Genomic DNA, 18,212 nt, shown 5'->3' on the forward strand with positions numbered 1-18,212 from the left:
TCCTCGAAGGAGAGAAATCGGCGAAGCGTCGAGAAGCGTCGATGCAGGCGATGAGGAGAGGCGGCGGTGGCACGTGGCAGATGTGGACGTCGATACCCAAAGTCTCGAGATGGTGACCTCGACCCTGGCGGCGCTGCAGAGCATGCTGGCCGGCGGCGGCGAGTTCTCCGAAGATCCGGGAATCGGATTCCCCGCCAACCGCGGTCAGCTGATGGTCATCGCCGGTGAATCTCTCCAGGAGTTCGAGCGTTCGCGTACCCTCTTGGACTCCCGGCTCAGCGACCTGCGGATGAGGGCCGAGTCGATCGTCGCCGACTTCCCCGCGCTCGACGTCGAGATCGCGCGGGCGGTCGGCTGATGGTCGAGGTCGTCTCCCTCACCTCGCCCACGCGCGGGTATCCCCTGCTGGAGCTCGATGGCCGATCGGGTCGGATGACCGAAGTGGTGCGGGTCATGGGCATGCTCCGAGGCGACCTGGATGGGCTCGCACCCTTCGTTCACGGCGTCGCGCGAATCGACGGCGAGGGGAAGGCGATCGATGCGCTGCGTGCCGACGCGACCACGGCCGGCGACGTCCTCTCCGCCGTGACGACGCTGGCCGGTCGCGTGGAACGCGCGCTCGGCCATTACTTCGACGAGTTCGACACGGCCGCCCCGCGCATCCGCGACCTCGTCGCGGAGATCACGGCGGCGCACGCGGCGGCGCAGGCAGCACAGCAGGAGGAGGAGGCGACACGGCTGCTCGACGACGACAGCCCCGCGACGACGTGGGCGCGGCAGACGGCGCACGAGGCCACGACGGCCGCGACAGCGCGACGGGATGCCGCGTGGGAGGACTACGAGTACTGGTTCGGACGGTGGGATGCCGCCTACGAACGCGCGCTCGACGAGTTCGCCGATGTGATCGCGGTGGCGGGCGATTCCGGGCTCGCGCTGCGATCCCGTCTGCACGCCGTGATCTCGGGCGACCCCGACCGGGTGGCGAAGGAATGGGCGGCCTTGTCCCCGTCCGTGCGCGAGGAGCTGATCGCGACGTCTCCGGAGATCATCGGAAACCTGGAAGGCATCCCGTATGCCGCGCGTCACGCCGCGAACATGGTGCGTCTGAACCGCGTGATCGCGGCTGACCCCGAGAACGCGGAGTTCACGGCCATCGCGAAGTCCATCCGAAGCGGCGGAAGACTCCTGTCTTTCCAGCCGGATGCCGAGTCGCAGGTGCTCGCGTCGGTGAGCTTCGGCGATGTCGCACGCGCGTCCCACGTCACGCTGCTGGTGCCCGGCATGATGACGACGACGGCCGACCTCGAACCGTGGACCGAAACCGCCATCCACATGAACGATGCGGTCACAGCGGTACCGCACGAGGTGAGCGCGTCAGCGTCGATCGTGTGGTTCGGTTACGACACCCCGAACTTCGTGGAGGAGCCCGGCAATGCCCACGCGGACGAGGGGGCGGGCCGGCTCTCGACGTTCCTCGGCGGCGTGCGGAGCGCGAACGCGGCGGCCGTGCTCACGGTCGGTGCGCATTCGTACGGGTCGACGACGGCGGCGGCGGCGATTGGCGCCGCCGCCGACAATCTGTCGGTTGATCGCTTCGTGACGTTCGGCAGCGCCGGCCTCATCCCCGCGCTCACGGCAACGACGCGGCACCAGCCGCCGACGGCCCGCGGAGATTTCTCCGGGGTCGAGATGTTCGCCACACGGGCACCGGGCGACTCGCTGGCGATCGTCGGCCGGGCGTCCGGCGTGCACCCCGTCGCGCCCGAGGATGTGCCCGGCGTGACGACGTTCGACTCGGACGGGGGGTACGCGCGCAACGACGACGGCTCGCTCGCGACGCCGACGCAGCACACGGGAACGCGGCTCACTCCCACACCGGGCCACTCGACGCATGCCTCGGGACTGGGCGCAGAAGCGCCGTGGGACTTCACCGATCAGGGCTACCTCATCGATGGAACGGAGTCGTTCTACAACTTCGTCTCGATCGTCGCGACGGGTTCCCCGGGTACCGCGCAGGGAGGGGTCGGGTCGGAATGAGAGGACGAGAGCGTTTTGCACGTTGGGTTGCTGTGGTGGTGCTGGTGGCGGCGGTGGTGACGGGGTGCGCGGCGCAACCGGTGCCGACGGGCGCGGGGCTGTATGCGCAGGCGAAGGGTCATTACCTCGCGTACCGGGCGATCGCAACCGACATCCTCACGGCCGTGTACGACGGCGAGTGGGAAGTCGGCGGGGAGGGCGCCGGGTACGGCGCACTCCCCGGGTCATGTGACGGAAACCGCGGCTATGACTTCAACTTCACGCGGTATCTACGCTCGCCGGATCCGGCGTTGCGGGCGGAACGGTACGAAGCGGCGGCCGCGGCGATCACCGCCGCAGGGCTGGACGCATCCATCAGCCCGACCGACGATCCCGACGCGATCTGGGTGATCATCGCCCGCGGCAACGGAATCAGCCGGCTCGTGTTCGACTCCACCCCCCATGGCGGCGGATTCCACCTCAACATCACCACCGACTGCCACCCGGGCGACAGCGAGGAACTGGTCACCCTCCTCTTCGACGAACCCACCCCGGTGTTCGACGCAACCCCCTACTTCCCCAAGACGGAACGCCCCGACGCCGAACCCCTCTTCCTGTTCCCCCTCGACGCCCCCCGCTACCCCGACCCCACCCCCACACCATGACGGCTCGGGTCGGAACGAGAGGACGGATGCGTCATGGGCGTTGGTTCGGTGTGGTGGTGCTGGTGGTCGCGATGGTGACGGGGTGCGCGGCGCAACCGGTGCCGACGGGCGCGGAGCTGTACGCGCAGGCGAAAGGTCATTACCTCGCCTACCGGGCGATCGCAACCGACATCCTCACGGCCGTCTACGACGGCGAGTGGGAAGTCGGTGACTACGGTGCTCTGCCGGACTCGTGTCGCGACGGCCGCGGATACGAGTTCTACTTCACGCGGTATCTGCGGTCGCCGGATCCGGCATTGCGGCTGGAACGGTACGAAGCGGCGGCGGCGGCGATCACCGCCGCCGGGCTGGACGCATCCATCAGTCCGACCGATGACCCCGACGCGATCTGGGTGATCATCGCCCGCGGCAACGGGATCAGCCGGCTCGTGTTCGACTCCACCCCCCACGGTGGCGGGTTCCACCTCAACATCACGACCGACTGCCACCCGGGTAACAACCGCGCGCTCAAAGCCGAAATGTTCGAAGAGACCGGCATCGGAGACCGCACCCCCTACTTCCCCAAGACGGAACGCCCCGACGCCGAACCCCTCTTCCTGTTCCCCCTCGACGCCCCGCGCTACCCCGACCCCACCCCGACACCATGATGGTCAGGCGCCGGGATCGAGCGGCCGTGCGTCCGGCAGTCGCCGGGCAAAAGAAAGACTCTCCGCGAACCCGGCAGAGCCTGGTTACCCTTGCTACGTTTCCGTCCTGGGGGAGTTGGCCTGGATGCCGTCTCGCGGAGAGCTTCTGCAAGTTTACCCGACGTCCGGCCGCGCGCATGCCGCACCGGGTTAGCATCGAGAAACGCACCGCCGCGGCGAAGGGGAACGCATGCCCGACGATCACACCCACACGCTCCGTGACGACGCTCCACCGATTCGCGAGGACGTCACGGCTGAGCAGTTCGCGCAGGAGACTACGGCGATCGCCGAGTCCGTCACACGGGTGATCGACGGCAAGCCCCACGCCGTCCGCGCCGCGCTCGTGTGTCTCCTCGCCGAGGGGCACCTCCTCATCGAGGACGTCCCGGGCGTCGGCAAGACGATGCTCGCGCGGGCGTTGGCGGCCACGGTGGATGCCACGGTCCGCCGCATCCAGTTCACTCCCGACCTCCTTCCCGGCGACGTGACCGGCGTAAGCGTGTACAACCCGGTCGACCGAGTGTTCGAGTTCAAGCAGGGCGCGGTGTTCGCCCACATCGTCATCGCCGACGAGATCAACCGCTCCTCACCGAAGACGCAGTCCGCCCTCTTGGAGGCGATGGAGGAGCACCAGGTGACGGTCGACGGGACGAGCAGAGCCCTTCCCGACCCGTTCCTCGTCGTGGCCACCCAGAATCCGCTGGAGATGGAGGGCACGTACGCACTCCCGGAGGCGCAGCGCGACCGTTTCATGATGCGCGTCTCGATGGGGTACCCGGACGCGGCATCCGAGGCGCTCATGCTGCGCCAACGCGACACCCTGAACCCGCTCGACGATGTTCGGCCCGTCCTCACCTCGGCGCGCGTTCGGCAGCTCATCGCCTGGGCGCGCAATGTCCACGTCTCCCCCGCCGTCGAGGAGTACGCCGTGGGACTGGCGCGCGCGACGCGGTCGCATCCCGATGTTCGTCTGGGTGCGAGCCCGCGCGCCACGCTGCAACTCGTGCGCGCCGCGAAGGTCTGGGCTGCGCTGGACGGTCGGGAGTTCGTCATCCCCGACGACGTCGCCACCCTCCTCGACCCGGTCTTCGCGCACCGCATGATCGCCGCCCGGGGAACGAGCGCGACCCGCGGACACACCGCCTCGGATGCCGTCAGCTCCGTCCTGCGCTCGATCGCCGACTCCGTGCGCGTGCCGCTCGCCACTCGCTGAGGCCTACCGTGAATCGCTGGCCGCTGACGCTCCGAGGCACCGGGGCGGTGGTGCTCGGTGTGCTCTGCTTCGTGCTGGCGCACGAGTTCGTCGTCACGGAGCTGATCTACGTCAGTGTGCTGCTGCTCACCGCCGTCGCGGCGAGCATCGTGACCCTGTACGTCGTGCGGCGGTCCGAGACGGTGACGCGGTCGTTCCACCCCGACGTCGCGACGACCGGTCAAGAGGTTCGCGTGCACGCGCGGGTGCAGATCCGCTCGCCGCTCCCCGTCGCGCAGGGGGCGTGGCGCGATGCGCTCGCCCCGGGCATGGATGCCGAAGCGCACGGCCGATTCCCCGCCACGGCATCCGGCATGGGGATCGCGAGTCGGGGCGTCGACCTCGAGTACGACCTGACTCCGGGGCGACGCGGCATCCACCCGGTCGGCCCGCTCACGGTCACCTCGACGGACCCGTTCGGATTCGCCCGACGCCGCACGACCGTCGGCGAGCCGTCGCTGCTGACGGTGGCGCCGCAGGCGGTCGAACTCGGTGCCCTCTCCGAACTGCCGGGGGAAGCCGGCGGCAGCATGCACTCGACGACGAATCAGCTCGGCCAGGGCGCGGACAACCTCATCCCCCGCCACTACGTGCCCGGTGACTCGATGCGCCGCATCCATTGGCGTGCCAGTGCGCACCGCGACGAACTGATGGTGCGGCAGGAAGAACAGGAGACGACGCCGGAAGCGGTGGTCGTGCTCGATTGCAGCGCCGCGCGCTGGAGCGAGGAGGCGATGCGGGCACCCGGCGAGGACGCGGGATTCGAAGCCGCCGTGACGGCGTGCGTCTCCACCGCCGCCCGTCTCGTGCGAGAGGGCTATCGCGTCACCGTGATCGACCTCGACGGGTCCGAACTCGCCGAACCGATCGACGGCGGCGACGCCTCGGGAGTCGACCGGCTCCTGACGAGCTTCGCGCGCGTGACCGCCGTGCGCCGGGCGTCCGATCCGACGCCGCTCGTGCGGTTGTTCGCGGGGGTGCAGACGGGTCCGCTCGTCGTCATCACGGGTGTGTTCGACGGCACGGATGCCGACGCACTGGCGGCCTTGCCTCACCACAGCGCCCTCCCCCTCCTGCTGGTCGTGGCCCCCCGCGCCGACGCGCTCGCGCGGGCCGCGGCGACGGGGTGGCGGACCGCATCCATCCCGCCGGGCAGCGACCTCGCCGCAGCGTGGGCGGGAGCCGTCGACAGAGGAGGCCGCCGTGTCGGCGTCTGACACGGCGTCGGCCCTCGCGGCGCCCGAGGCGGAGTCGGCCCATCGTCGCGGCGAACGGCGCCTGTCGCTCGCCCTCTGGCTCGGGATGATCGCGGCGGCGGCGCCGCTGCTGACGGTCGTCGCCCCGGGCGCCTGGCTGTGGGGTGTTCCCGCGGTGACGGGAACGCTCCTCCTGGTGGGGGCGGCGCTGCGGCGACTGCGCGCGCCTGCCGTCGGGGTGACGCTGGCCGAGGTCGCGGTGTGGGCCGCCGGCATCACGGCGGTGTTCTTCGGGCGGGAGGCCCTCTTCGGGATCGTGCCCACGCCGCATGTCGTCGACGCCGCGGTCGCCACGGTGCAGCAGGCGTCGGCCGAGATCCTGCTGGGCGTGGCGCCGATGGCACCGTCGGAGTCCTTGACGTTCCTGATCATCGGAGCGATCGGCATCCTCACGATCGCCCTCGACCACGTCGTGCTGACCGCGCGTATGCCGCTTCTGGCATCCATCGCTCTCGTGGCGGTCTGGCTGATCCCGGCGATCGCCGTCCCGAGCGGCGTCAACGTGCTGGCGTTCGTCTTCCTCGCCTGCGCGGTGCTCGCGCTGATCCGCGCCGAGACGCGCACGCGCGAAGCGCCCGAGCCGGGAACCTCGTCCGGCGTGACCGCGATGGCGGCGACCATCGGCGTCGTGACCGTCGTGGCGACGCTCATCAGCGCGCCGGCACTCCCGGCGCCCGTCGCCGCAGGCTCGGGCACGGGAACACTGGCGACGATCGACCCGACCCTCGATCTCGGCAACGATCTCCGCCGCCGTGACGACGTGACGGTGATGACGGTGCGCACCGACGGACCGACCCTCCCCTATCTCAGGGTCGCGACGTTGTCGGAGTTCGACGGCGACGTGTGGCGTCCGGATCGGCCGCGTTCGGTGCCCCTGTGGGACGAGGGGATGGAGCCCGTCGTCGTGGACGACGACATCAGGGTCACGCAGTACCGCACCAACATCGCGATCTCCAACCTCTCCTCCTCCTACCTGCCGGTGTCGTACCCGGCGGTGAGCGTGGACGGACTGGAGGGGCTGTGGCGCGCCGTGCCGTACAGCCGGACGGTGCTCAGCGGTCAGGCGAGCACCCAGGGTCAGCGATACGAAGTGGTCTCGCAGGTGCCGCGCCCGACGCTCGAGCAGGTGCGTGCCTCACGAGCCACGGTGCGCGGGCTCACGCTCGATGTACAGGCCCTCCCCGAGTCCACGCCCGCGCTGGTGGGAGAGCTGGCGGAGCAGGTGACGGCCGGTGCACGGACGGACTACGACCGACTCGACGCACTGCAGGAGTGGTTCCGCGGGCCCGAGTTCACCTACTCGCTGGAAGCCCCCGTGCTGGAGGGCTTCGACGGGACGGGCTCGGATGCCGTCGCCGCGTTCCTGCAGGCGAAGGAGGGGTACTGCATCCACTTCGCCGGGGCGTTCGCGCTCATGGCTCGCGCGCTCGACATGCCGTCGCGGATCGTCGTCGGATTCCTCCCCGGCACCTACACGGGTGAGACCGAAGAGGGTCAGCGGCTCGCGGAGGTCAAGACCAGCCAGCTGCACGCCTGGCCCGAGGTGCACTTCGAGGGCATCGGGTGGGTGGCGTTCGAGCCTACGAAGAGCCTCGGCAACGAGACGCGCTTCCTGCCGGCGAGCGAGGCGGGGGTCGACGACGGCGGGGAGGACATCGCGGGTCCGACGCCGACGACCACGCCCACCTCGACGGCTTCGGCAGCGCCCGTCGAGCGTCCCGACGACATCCCGACGGATGCCACGGCCTCCACCCTGCGCCTCGTCGATCTGCGGCCGTACCTGCTGACCGTGGGCGGCATCCTCGTCGTCGGCGGCCTGCCCGTGCTGGTGCGCACGGTGCGCCGGCGGAGCCTTTCCCGGCGGGCGGCGGACGGCGATGCCGGTGCCGCATGGCGCATGCTCCAGGAGGCGGCGATCGACGTGGGCATCTCCGTTCCCGCGGCGGAGTCGCCGCGGGGGTTCGGCGCGCGTCTGGTGGCGGAGCACGGAGCACCGGATGCCGTCGTCGCGCGTCTCGTCGCCGCGATCGAACGGGCGAGCTACGCCCGGGACAGCACGGGCGTCACCGGAGCGGCGACACTCGCGGAGGATGCCGAGGCGGTGCGCACCGCACTGCTGTCCGAGCTGTCGGCCGGCGCCCGGGCCGCCGCGGTGCTCCTGCCGCGATCGCTCGTGGTGCGGCCCGGCTCCGCCTTCGCCGGCTCCTCGGCGACACCGGCGAGCTGACGGCCCGACCGGCGAGCGGTGGCTCGCGGGTCGGGCCGCTCGGGTTGCGTGGGTGTCTCGCTCAGCGGTGGCGGTAGGACTGGCCCGCCTGGCCGAACACCTGCATGCGGTCGGCGACGATGCGCTGCATCGCCTCACGCCCGGGCTTGCCGTACAGCGCGGGGTCGACGCCGATGCCGTCGGCGTCGAGGTAGGTGCGCACCGCGGCGCTGTGGGCCATGTGGGAGTCCATGCCCTGGTTGATCTTGCGGATCCCGAGTTTCGTCGAGCGCGCCTTCTCGCTCTCGGGAACGCCCCACGACTCGGGGAGCTTGCCGCCGTGCGCGTTGATCGTCTCGCGCAGATCGGCCGGGAGCGAGGACGACCCGTGCATGACGAGGTGGGTGTCGGGGATGCGCGCGGCGATCTCCTCGATGAGGTCCATGCGCAGCACGGTGCCGTCGGGCGGGCTCGTGAACTTGTACGCGCCGTGCGAGGTGCCGATGGCGACCGCGAGGGCGTCGACGCCCGTCTCGGCGACGAACCGTGCCGCCTCGTCGGGGTCGGCGAGGATGATCTCCTTGCTGCTCGCGCCGCCGTCCTCCGATCCGCCGATCGTGCCGAGCTCGCCTTCGACGGAAACACCGCGCGCGTGAGCGTACTCGACGACGCGGCGCGTGACCTCGACGTTCTCCTCGAAGGTCGCCGGGGTGACGTGGTCGTCCCGCATGCTGCCGTCGATCATGACGCTCGTGAAGCCTGCGCCGATCGCCCGCACGCAGTCGTCGTAGGAGGCGCCGTGGTCGAGGTGGAGCACGACCGGCACGTCGGGGTAATTGCCGATGAGGTTCACGAGCGCCTGCCAGAAGAGCTCGTCGCGACCGTGCACCGAGGCTCCGGCGATCGTCTGCACGATCACCGGGGAGTCGGTGGCCGCGGCGGCGTCGAGCACCGCTTCGGCCTGGGCGAGATCGGTCACGTTGAAGGCTCCGACACCGTAGCTTCCTGCGCGTGCGGCATCCAGCGCCGCCCTGAGAGTGATGAGAGCCAAGAGCTCGTCCTCCGTTTCTCGTGCCCGTCTGCAGCGACGGGCGGTGATTTCTGACAACGGTAGACAGACTAGGTGTCGGGTGTTAGTTTGTCCATCGATGGACAGAGATTGTCCGCCGGAGTCGAGGAAGACGAGGAGTGAGAATGCGCGACGAGCTGCTGCTGGGCATCGACCTGGGCACATCGTCGATCAAGGCGAACGCGATCGACCGCCACGGCCGTTCCCTCGGCATCGGGGTCGCACCGACGCCGTTCGCCGCGAGCGCCTTCGGAGTCGAGATGTCGACGGAGGCTCTGTTCGCCGCGATCCGCGCCGCGATCCAAGATCTCGGCGTCCTCGCCACCCGCATCGCCGCCGTGGGCGTCGCCAGCATGGGCGAGACCGGCACGGCCATCTACGCCGACGGACCGAGCGTCCTCCCCCTCGTGGCCTGGCACGACGAACGCGGCACCGAGATCGTCGACGAACTGCTCGATGCGTTCGGCGAGGCCGAGATCCACCGGCGCACCGGCCGCCAGCCACGCAGCGTGACGAGCATCGCCAAGCTCGGCTGGCTCGCCCGGCACGGCTACGACGCACGCGGCACGTGGACCGGCGTGGCCGGCCTCACGGTGTGGCGCCTCACCGGCGCCCTCGCGCAGGAGCACTCGCTCGCCGCCACGAGCGGCGCGTTCGACCCCACCCGCGGCGAGTACGACCGCGAGATCCTGGCACGCGTCGGTCTCGACTCCCTCGTGTGGGCTCCCGCACGCATCGCCGGAACCGCCCTCGGACACATCTCGGCCGACGGAGCCGCCTGGAGCGGGCTGCCCGCCGGCATCCCGGTCACCATCGCCGGGCACGACCACCCCGTCGGCGTCATCGGCGCGGGAGGCGACCGCACCGAGGTGATCGACTCCATGGGCACCGGCGAGCCGCTCGTCGTCGCCTGGGAGGCCGACCCCGCGCAGCCCCACCCGGCCTGGCCCGACCAGCTCGGCGACCTCACCGTCACCGCGTGGCCCGGCACCCCGCGGCACATGCTCCTGTGGGAGACGCTGCGCCCCGGACTCGCGACCCGGCACCTGCAGCGGGCGCTGCGCGTCAAGCGAGACGACATCGAGTTCCGCGCGATCCGCGTGGAGGCGGAGCCGCTCGACCTCGCCACCCTGGTGGACATGCAGGAGGGACGCATCCCGGCCGAGCTCCTCTCCCGCCCCGCCGAGGAGGCCTGGGCGGCGACGCTCGAGGGATACGCGTCCGCCTCGGCGGAGGCCGAAGCCCAGTTGCGCGCGCTGAGCGGCGTCACCGGACCCACACTGCTCATCGGAGGCGGCCTGCGTAGCCGCCGGTGGGTGGAGGCGAAGCTGCGCCGGGCACGGCATCCCCTCGCCATGGCCGCCGAACGCGAGGCCGTCTCGCGCGGCGCCGGGTTGCTGGCCGGTGTCGCGGCAGGATGGTGGACACCGGAGCAGTACCCGCCCGCCGACACCGTTCCGCTGTCCGCCGTCGTCCCCGAGTCCCCGAGCGCGCTGCGCCATGGGTGAGAGAGGAGCACCCATCCATGCGTGCGTCATCATCCTGGGCATCGCCGTCCTGCACCGCCTGCGTGTACCGGCGGGTGTCATGAGCGAGCTCGACGCGGGTGCACCGCGCGGCTTCCGCCGCCCGACACGACTGGTCGACCTCGCCCAGCACGCCGGAGTATCGACGAAGACCGTCTCGCGCGTGCTCAACGGCGAGGCCTACGTCGCACCGGCCATGCGCGAGAAGGTCATGGCCGCCGTCGAGGAGCTCGCGTACGTCGGGGATGCCGCGGCGACCGGCCTGCGCACGAAGCGATCGGGATTCATCGGCCTCATCATCCCCGACGTGCGCAACGGCTTCTTCGCCCTGCTGACCCGCGCGATCGAGGAGCGGCTGGCGCCGACCTCCCCCACGCTCCTCCTCGGCGACTCCGACGAGGAGGCCGACCAGGAGGAGCGCTACCTGCGCACCTTCCGGCAGCAGCGCGTCGACGGCCTGATCGTGCTCCCCAGCGGCGCCCCGAGCCTGCCCGACGCGGTCTCGGAGATCCCGACCGTGATCGTCGACCGCACCGTGCCCTCGGTGCGCAAGACCGCCGATCACGTGCTCGCCGGCAATCGGCGCGCCGCTGAAAGGCTCGTGGGCCACCTCGTGACGCACCACGGACTGCGCCAGGTCGCCCTGCTGGCCGGGAACACGGCCATCTCGAACGTCCGCGACCGCCAGAGCGGATACGCGCGGGTGATGAACGCGGCGGGGCTGGAGCACCACGTCAGCGCAGGCCACACCACCCCCGACGACGCGGCCGCCGGGGCCTTGGAGCTGTTCCGCACGCTCACGCCGCCGTTCGGCGTCTTCACGACCAACAACCGCATGTTCTGGGGCGCGATGGCGGCGATCGCGCGCCTCGGGCTGCACATCCCCCGCGACGTCCTCGTCACGACGATCGATTCGATCGGCGAGGCGACGGTGACGGGGCTGAAGCCCACGCAGGGCGTGGTGCCGGTGCACACCGTGGCGGCGAAGGCCATGAAGCTGCTCGCCGAACGGACGGAAGACCCGACGCTGCCGCCGCGGAGCGTCAGCGTCGACATCGACATCGAGTTCGGCACCACATGCGGGTGCATCCCGCTGACGCAGGCGCCGCTGATGATGGGGCCGCTCCCGGCATCCTGAGACTCCCGTCGGCGACGGACGGGTCAGCTGACCGCAGTGTGCCAGCAAAGCAACCACTGCGGCCAGCCGCGTCGCACCAGAGAACGAATCACACTCGAAGGAGAGAAATGACCACGATCACCCGGATGCGGACCGCGGGAGCGGCCGCTGCGACGGCGACCATCCTAGCGCTGGCCCTCGCCGGCTGCGCGGGCACCGAGACGCCCGACGCGACCGAGCCCGGCGGCACCACGACGGAGGGCGGCAAGATCGCCTTCGTCATCAAGCCGCTCGACAACACGTACTTCGGCGCGATGGCCGAGGGCGCCCAGGCGGCCGCCGACGAGGCGGGCGTCGAGCTCACCGTGGTGGCGGCCGAGAACGTCACCGACGACTCGGGCCAGGCCTCCAAGCTCAACGCGCTCGTCACCGCGGGCTACGACTGCTACGTCGTCAACCCGACGAGCCAGACCAACCTGCTCACCGGCCTCGTCCCCGTCAGCGAGGCGGGCACGCCGATCGTCAACCTCGACCTGCCGATCGACCTGGATGCCGCCGCAGACGCGGGCGTCGACGTCACGACCTACGTGGGCACGAACAACGAGACGGCCGGCGCCGCCGGTGGCGAGGCCATGCTCGACCTGGTCGACGAGGGCTCGCAGGTGGCGCTCATCGGCGGACTGGTCGCCGACCCGGGCAACATCGCCCGCCTCGCGGGCTTCGAGAAGGCCGTCGAGGGCAAGCTCGAGATCACCCAGACGGTCGCGGCCGACTTCGACAAGGCGAAGGCCAAGAGCGCAGCGGCGACGATCCTGATCGCGAACCCCGACATCAAGGGCTTCTTCACCCCGTCGGGCGACATGGCGATGGGCATCCAGCAGGCCGTCGAGGAAGCCGGCAAGACCGGTGAGGTCGCCGTCGTCGGCATCGACGGCACGCAGGACCAGCTCAAGGACATCGTCGCGGGTGGTCAGCCGGCCGCGATCGAGCAGTTCCCGTACCTCATGGGCGTGCAGTCCGTGCAGGCCTGCGTCGCGGCGATGGGCGGGGCGGACATCCCCGACAACGTCGAGACGCCGGTCCTGATCGTCACCAAGGACAACGCGCAGGCTGCGCTCGACGCCTTCCCGGCTCCGCCGGAGGGCTTCGAGGTGCCGAACCCGTTCGACTGACCCGGACAGCCAGAGAACACAGGAAGAGACGGGGATCCTCACCCATGACCACCCAGACGCCCTCACGCACACGACCGAGCGTCGACGACGCGGCTCACGCCGTGCGCCGCACCCTCGGCTCGGAAGAGACGTGGATGAAGCTCGCTGCGCCCGTGGCGCTCGTCGTGCTCGCCATCGTGCTCGGCTCGATCAACCCGAGATTCCTCTCGTGGCCGAGCATCACGAGCATGCTGGCGGACGCGACGATCCCGATCATCCTCGCCCTCGGTGCGACGTTCGCCGTCACTCTCGCCGGCATCGACCTCTCCCTGGCGGCCACGGTCGCCCTGGGGAGCGTCACGCTGGCGACGGCGTACCAGGCGGGGCTGCCGTTGCTCGCGTGCTGCGGGATCGCACTCCTCACGGGGCTCGCGATCGGAACGCTCAACGGCACCTTCATCGGCTGGGTGAGGATCCCCGACTTCATCGTGACGCTCGGCACCCTGAGCGTCGTGATGGGGTTGAGCCTCATCATCTCCCAGGGCAAGCCCGTGCAGATCCCCGAGCGCGCGCTCACCGCGATCAGCACCGCGAACCTCGGCGGCATCCGCGTGAACTTCCTCATCGCGATCGCCCTGGCCATCGTGCTGCACGTCGTGCTCTTCCACACCCGGTTCGGAACCCACCTGCTCGCCGTCGGCGACAATCCGGATGCCGCGAAGGCCATGGGCCTGAAGGTGCCGCGCATCAAGCTCGCGGGGTACATGATCTGCGGCGGCATGGCGGGGATCGGCGCGATCATGCTCACCAGCTACATCGGATCGAGCCAGCCGGCGACCAACACCGACTACCTGCTGAAGGCGATCGCCGCCGTCGTGCTCGGCGGGGTGAGCCTCTTCGGCGGACGCGCCACCATCTACGGTCCGGTGATCGGGGCCATCCTGCTCACGTTCCTGCAGTCCGGCCTCACGCTGCTCGGCGTGAGCGCCTTCTACTCGCCGCTGATGATCGGCATCGTCGTCATCGCGGCCGCGACGCTCATGAGGGGGCGGAAGTGACGGACAAGATCGTCGTCGAGAACATCCACAAGTCCTTCGGGAACGTCGACGCCCTCAAGGGCGCGTCGCTCACGATCAAGGCGGGCGAGATCACCGCGATCGTCGGCGACAACGGCGCCGGTAAGTCGACGCTCGTCAAGTGCCTGACCGGCCTGTACACGCCCGACGAGGGCGAGATCCGCATCGACGGCGAACCGGTGCGCTTCTCCAGCCCTCGCGACGCCCGCGACAAGGGCATCGAGACCGTCTACCAGGACCTCGCCCTCAGCGACCAGCTGAGCGTCTGGCAGAACATGTACATGGACCGCGAGCTCGTCTCCGGCATCCCGGGCTTCCGCTTCCTCCGCCGCGGCGAGATGAAGCGGCGCGCGGCCGAGCTCGTGGCCGACCTGGCCGTCAACGTGCCCGGTGTAGGACGCTCGGTCAAGCGGCTGTCCGGAGGTCAGCGGCAGGCGGTCGCGATCGCCCGGGGCGTGATGTGGGCGAAGAACATGATCATCCTCGACGAACCGACCGCCGCGCTCGGTCTGAACGAGACGGCGCAGGTCGAGGCGCTCATCCGCCGCGTCGTGGAGGGCGGCAAGACGGTGCTCGTCGTCTCGCACAACTTCGAGCAGGTCAAGCGCCTCTCGCAGCAGGTGTGGGTGATGCGCGGCGGCCGCGTCGTGGGCGGCACGCGCACCGAGGAAGTGACGGGCGAGCAGCTCGTCGGGATGGTCACCGGCGCCGTGCGCACGGTCTGAGGCGCCCCCCGACGCCGACCCCGGAAAGCGAAGAGCGCCACCCCCGACGGGGTGGCGCTCTTCATCTGTGGCGGAAGTGACAGGATTTGAACCTGCGATACGGGAAAACCGTATACATGGATTCCAGCCATGCTCCTTAGGCCGCTCGGACACACTTCCAAGGGTCGATTCTATCAGTACGGCATCCGTGGTCCGTTCCCGGGCCACTGTCGATCGCGGCGATCAGCCCTCGAGCGGGATCTCGCGGGACTCGTCCCACGGCTCTGTCCACCCCAGACGGGTGAACAGGGTGTCCAGCACCATCCCCGTGAACCCCCAGACAAGATGCGAGCCGCCTTCCCGGGGCACGAGGAAGGCCGGCCCCCGCCACTCCTGGCCGTCCCGACGGATGACGGTCACGCCACGACGACGCGGGTCGAGGAGGTCGGCGACGGGAGCACGGAAGACCGCCGACGACTCCGCGACGTCGACGACGCGCACCGGCGACGGCTGCCGCCACCACCCGAGCACGGGTGTCACGAGGTGGCGCGAGTAGTCGAGCGGCACGTCGTCGAGGATGCCGAGCACGTCGACGCCGGCCGGATCGAGCCCCGTCTCCTCCTGTGCTTCCCGCAGCGCGGCGGCGACGGGGCCGTCGTCGCCCGGGTCGACGCGGCCGCCGGGGAAGGCGACCTGTCCGGGGTGGGAGCGGAGCGTCGTGGCGCGTGCGAGGAGGAGCACGTCGAGGTCGCGCGACACCACCGCGTCCGCGGCGTCGCGACCGGCGGGAACGGTGTCGAGAACGCCGAAGAGGATGAGCACGGCCGCCGCCCGCGCCCCCGCCACCGCGGGCGGTGCGTCGCGCGCGAACGCAGGACCGCCCGCGGCGGCGAGGGCCATCAACTCGGCGCGGGCACCGGCATCCGCCTGTCCGTCACGAGTGGCGGGCGGAGGCGGTTCGGTGGACACCCGTCAAGGCTACGACGCGCCGGCGACGCTGAGGCGGGGTGGCGGTGGGAGGTGCGGCGGCGCACGTGCCCGGTTACAGGCAGAATCGGCCCCGCGCCGGACGAACCGCCGCCACAGACCGGATTCTGCCTGTACCCGGGCCGCGCCCGCTGTCCCACCGGTGCGGCCTACGATCGAAGCGTGACCTCTCCCTCCCTCGTCCTCGTCGCGAACGCCGGCGACGGCAGCATCAGCACCTTCCGCTTCGATGGGGAGCGGCTCGATCGCCTCTCCGTCACCGACGGCCTCCCGGGCTGCTCGACGTTCGCCGTCGACCCTGAGCGCGACCTCGTGTTCGCCGCCGTGAAGGGCTCGACGGCCGAGCAGCCGCCCGGCATCCAGACCCTCTCGCTCGACCGCACGACGGGCCGGCTCACGCCGCTGACCCGCCGCGACCTCCCTGCCGGAAACGTCAACTACATCGCCCTGACGCGTGGCGGCGCGGCCCTTCTGGCAGCGTCCTACGGAGGCGGCTACGGCATCAGCGCGCCCGTCGTCGACGGGGTCGTCGGAGAGCCGGTCTCCACCATCCACTACCCGAACCTCCACTCGGTGCTGCCGAGCGCCGACGGGCGGTTCGCGTACTTCGTGTCACTGGGGGCCGATCTCGTCGCCCAGTACGCCCTCGGCGACGACCTCGCGCTGCATCCCCTCACTCCCGCGACGGCTCCCGCCCCGGCCGGGAGCGGACCTCGCCACCTTCAGCTGAACGAGGCGCAGGGTGCCGTGTACGTCATCACCGAGTTCTCCGGCGAGGTGCTCCACTTCGCGCGCGACACCGAGACGGGCGCGCTGACCCCTCGGGGAGCCGCGTCGTTCGTCGACCCCTCGAAGGGCCTCGGTAACAGCGTGTTCGGCGCCGATCCGATGGCGAATCACTTCATCTGGGGAGCAGACCTGCACTGGGGTGTCGGGGGGCGCCTCTGGGCCTCGGAGCGCACCGAGAGCACGCTGGGCTCACTGGACGTGCGCGCCGACGGCGGCCTGTCGGCGGCGCAGAGTTTCACGGTCACCGAGGCGCAGCCGCGCGGGTTCGCGACGAGTGCGGACGGCGCATTCCTCGTCGCGGCGGGCGAGAGGTCGACGGAGGTGTCGCTCTACGCCGTCGACGGCGAGCACCTTCACCTGCTGCAGCGGACGGAGACGGGACGCGGCGCGAACTGGGTGCGGTTCGTCTGAGGCTTGCGCAATATCTCCTGAGGAGATATTGATATATCTCACGGATATATCGTGAGAGTGAGCGCGCATGCCCTTCGTCATCCTCGGACTGCTGCTGTCCGGCCCCCTGTCGCTGTACGACCTGCATAAGCGATTCCGCGCCGGCGTCTCGCTCTTCTACAGCGCCAGCTACGGCAGCATCCAGCGCAACCTGGCGCAGCTCGTCGCGCAGGGCGACGTCACCGTCGAAGAGGATGCCGGGAGCGCCCGAGGGAGGAAGATCCACACGATCACCCCCGCGGGGCGCGCGCACTGGCACGCCTGGATGCTCGCGCCGATCCCCGCCGGGGCGGATGCCGAGACGATCCTCCTGGCGAAGGTCTTCCTGCTCGGCCGCCTCGATTCCGCGGAGGACCGTCGCCGCGTGATCCGGGCGGCGCGCGAACAGGCGGCGTCGACCCTCGCCGAGCTCGACGGCGTCCGACGCGAACTCGACACACAGGCCCCCTCGCTGGCGGCGGAGCACCGCGAGGTCTTCACCTACCAGCGCGCGGTGCTGGAATACGGGCTGCGCACCGCACGGCTGGCCGTGGAGTGGATCGGCGAGCTCGATGAGGACGTGCGATGACCGCGCCGGAGAGCACGCCGCAGCGCGACAGCGCACCGCGCCGGGCAGCCTCTCGCCGAGGATGGTTCGCCGCTGCGGCCGCGGCGGCGACCGCCGTGACGGTCGTCTTCGCGACGGCCGGAGACGGTGTCGAGGTTCCCGGGGCCACGGGAGTAAGGGCGGTGATCGTGGATGCCGGGCACACCGCGGTGTGGGCTCTCCTGGCCATCGCCTTCACCATCGCTGTCGCGCGCGGGCGATGGACGCCGCTGTCGAACCGACTCGCCCTGGCCGCCGGCGCGGTGTACGCGGCGTTCCTCGTCGCGGTGTTCGCGTGGCGGTGATCGCGGCGACCGTCGCCGTCATCCTGCTCGCGGCGCTGGCAGCGCTGCAGGTGTGCGTCGCAGCCGGGATGCCCTGGGGTCGGTTCGTCTGGGGCGGGGCGCATCGGGTGCTGCCCCGGTCGCTGCGGATCGGCAGCGCGCTCTCGATCGTCCTCTACGTCGCGTTCGCGTGGCTGCTGCTGGCCCGCGCGGGCACGCTGCCAGGGTCCGATCTGCCGTTCGTGGTCGTCTCGACCTGGGTGCTGCTGGCGTACTTCTGTCTCGGCATCGTGATGAACGCCGCCTCGCGAAGTCGGTCAGAGCGGCTGATGATGACGCCGGTGTGCGGCGTCCTGATCGCGGCGACGCTGATCGTCGCGCTCGGGTGAGCG

The 18,212-nt window shown here is 70.6% G+C and carries 18 protein-coding genes, 1 tRNA gene and 1 other RNA gene; 16 read left to right on the top strand and 4 right to left on the bottom strand.

Going from position 1 to position 18,212, the window contains the following annotated elements; genetic code table 11:
- The first annotated feature begins 109 nt into the window (after positions 1-109).
- From P0Y48_07880 to P0Y48_07895, 4 genes are read left to right on the top strand one after another with little or no spacing between them, the layout of a single operon-like run.
- Positions 110-358 (top strand): hypothetical protein, encoded by a 249-nt coding sequence (locus tag P0Y48_07880; protein ID WEK12399.1) that lies wholly within the window; start codon positions 110-112, stop codon positions 356-358.
- The gene (locus P0Y48_07885; protein WEK12400.1) at positions 358-2,037 is read left to right on the top strand and encodes an alpha/beta hydrolase; all 1,680 of its coding nucleotides are present in this window, start codon (positions 358-360) and stop codon (positions 2,035-2,037) included. Before P0Y48_07880 ends, P0Y48_07885 begins: the two co-directional genes overlap by 1 nt.
- A gap of 35 nt (positions 2,038-2,072) precedes the next feature.
- The gene (locus tag P0Y48_07890; GenBank protein ID WEK12401.1) at positions 2,073-2,681 is read left to right on the top strand and encodes a hypothetical protein; all 609 of its coding nucleotides are present in this window, start codon (positions 2,073-2,075) and stop codon (positions 2,679-2,681) included.
- Positions 2,682-2,707: 26 nt separating this feature from the next.
- Positions 2,708-3,328 carry a hypothetical protein gene (locus tag P0Y48_07895; GenBank protein ID WEK12402.1) on the top strand — a complete coding sequence of 207 codons (621 nt, stop codon included), beginning with the start codon at positions 2,708-2,710 and terminating at the stop codon, positions 3,326-3,328.
- A 50-nt stretch (positions 3,329-3,378) separates the two neighbouring features.
- On the opposite strand, the gene ffs is transcribed toward P0Y48_07895, so the two are convergent.
- An RNA gene (ffs, locus tag P0Y48_07900) (signal recognition particle sRNA small type) lies at positions 3,379-3,475 on the bottom strand.
- Positions 3,476-3,557: 82 nt separating this feature from the next.
- Between ffs and P0Y48_07905 the strand changes: the two genes are divergently transcribed.
- From P0Y48_07905 to P0Y48_07915, 3 genes are read left to right on the top strand one after another with little or no spacing between them, the layout of a single operon-like run.
- Positions 3,558-4,580 (top strand): MoxR family ATPase, encoded by a 1,023-nt coding sequence (locus P0Y48_07905; protein WEK12403.1) that lies wholly within the window; start codon positions 3,558-3,560, stop codon positions 4,578-4,580.
- An 8-nt stretch (positions 4,581-4,588) separates the two neighbouring features.
- Positions 4,589-5,836, top strand: coding sequence for a DUF58 domain-containing protein (locus P0Y48_07910; protein ID WEK12404.1), 1,248 nt, complete (start codon positions 4,589-4,591; stop codon positions 5,834-5,836).
- On the top strand, positions 5,823-8,102 hold the full coding sequence (locus P0Y48_07915) for a DUF3488 and transglutaminase-like domain-containing protein (protein ID WEK12405.1): 2,280 nt from the start codon (positions 5,823-5,825) through the stop codon (positions 8,100-8,102). Before P0Y48_07910 ends, P0Y48_07915 begins: the two co-directional genes overlap by 14 nt.
- A 61-nt stretch (positions 8,103-8,163) precedes the next feature.
- Here P0Y48_07915 and P0Y48_07920 read toward each other — a convergent pair whose 3' ends face one another.
- Complete coding sequence (locus P0Y48_07920) at positions 8,164-9,132, bottom strand: ketose-bisphosphate aldolase (protein ID WEK12406.1); 969 nt, start codon at positions 9,130-9,132, stop codon at positions 8,164-8,166.
- 143 nt (positions 9,133-9,275) lie between these two features.
- Between P0Y48_07920 and P0Y48_07925 the strand changes: the two genes are divergently transcribed.
- The 5 genes from P0Y48_07925 to P0Y48_07945 all read left to right on the top strand — a co-directional run bounded on the left by P0Y48_07925 (position 9,276) and on the right by P0Y48_07945 (position 14,745).
- The gene (locus P0Y48_07925; protein ID WEK12407.1) at positions 9,276-10,658 is read left to right on the top strand and encodes an FGGY family carbohydrate kinase; all 1,383 of its coding nucleotides are present in this window, start codon (positions 9,276-9,278) and stop codon (positions 10,656-10,658) included.
- Entirely contained in the window at positions 10,651-11,814 is a 1,164-nt protein-coding gene (locus P0Y48_07930) for a LacI family DNA-binding transcriptional regulator (protein WEK12408.1), read from the top strand. Before P0Y48_07925 ends, P0Y48_07930 begins: the two co-directional genes overlap by 8 nt.
- Positions 11,815-11,921: 107 nt before the next feature.
- Positions 11,922-12,965: a substrate-binding domain-containing protein gene (locus P0Y48_07935; GenBank protein ID WEK12409.1), complete on the top strand. Its 1,044-nt coding sequence runs from the start codon at positions 11,922-11,924 to the stop codon at positions 12,963-12,965.
- Between the two features lie 44 nt (positions 12,966-13,009).
- Positions 13,010-14,002 (top strand): ABC transporter permease, encoded by a 993-nt coding sequence (locus tag P0Y48_07940; protein WEK12410.1) that lies wholly within the window; start codon positions 13,010-13,012, stop codon positions 14,000-14,002.
- Entirely contained in the window at positions 13,999-14,745 is a 747-nt protein-coding gene (locus P0Y48_07945) for an ATP-binding cassette domain-containing protein (protein ID WEK12411.1), read from the top strand. The genes P0Y48_07940 and P0Y48_07945 overlap by 4 nt, the downstream gene beginning before the upstream one ends.
- A 68-nt stretch (positions 14,746-14,813) precedes the next feature.
- Here the strand turns inward: P0Y48_07945 and P0Y48_07950 are convergent.
- Positions 14,814-14,904 (bottom strand) — tRNA-Ser (locus P0Y48_07950).
- A 63-nt stretch (positions 14,905-14,967) separates the two neighbouring features.
- The gene (locus tag P0Y48_07955) at positions 14,968-15,624 is read right to left on the bottom strand and encodes a CoA pyrophosphatase (protein WEK15038.1); all 657 of its coding nucleotides are present in this window, start codon (positions 15,622-15,624) and stop codon (positions 14,968-14,970) included.
- 249 nt (positions 15,625-15,873) lie between these two features.
- On the opposite strand from P0Y48_07955, the gene P0Y48_07960 reads away from it, so the two are divergent.
- The 4 genes from P0Y48_07960 (at position 15,874) to P0Y48_07975 (ending at position 18,209) form a co-directional block, all read left to right on the top strand.
- Positions 15,874-16,911, top strand: coding sequence for a beta-propeller fold lactonase family protein (locus tag P0Y48_07960; GenBank protein WEK12412.1), 1,038 nt, complete (start codon positions 15,874-15,876; stop codon positions 16,909-16,911).
- Positions 16,912-16,978: 67 nt separating this feature from the next.
- A complete protein-coding gene (locus tag P0Y48_07965; GenBank protein ID WEK12413.1) occupies positions 16,979-17,518 on the top strand; it encodes a helix-turn-helix transcriptional regulator in 540 nt (179 codons plus the stop codon).
- On the top strand, positions 17,515-17,841 hold the full coding sequence (locus tag P0Y48_07970) for a hypothetical protein (protein ID WEK12414.1): 327 nt from the start codon (positions 17,515-17,517) through the stop codon (positions 17,839-17,841). The genes P0Y48_07965 and P0Y48_07970 overlap by 4 nt, the downstream gene beginning before the upstream one ends.
- Positions 17,832-18,209: a hypothetical protein gene (locus tag P0Y48_07975; GenBank protein ID WEK12415.1), complete on the top strand. Its 378-nt coding sequence runs from the start codon at positions 17,832-17,834 to the stop codon at positions 18,207-18,209. The genes P0Y48_07970 and P0Y48_07975 overlap by 10 nt, the downstream gene beginning before the upstream one ends.
- Positions 18,210-18,212: the final 3 nt, after the last annotated feature.

The organism is Candidatus Microbacterium phytovorans (assembly GCA_029202445.1).
Taxonomy (GTDB): Bacteria; Actinomycetota; Actinomycetes; order Actinomycetales; family Microbacteriaceae; genus Microbacterium; species Microbacterium phytovorans.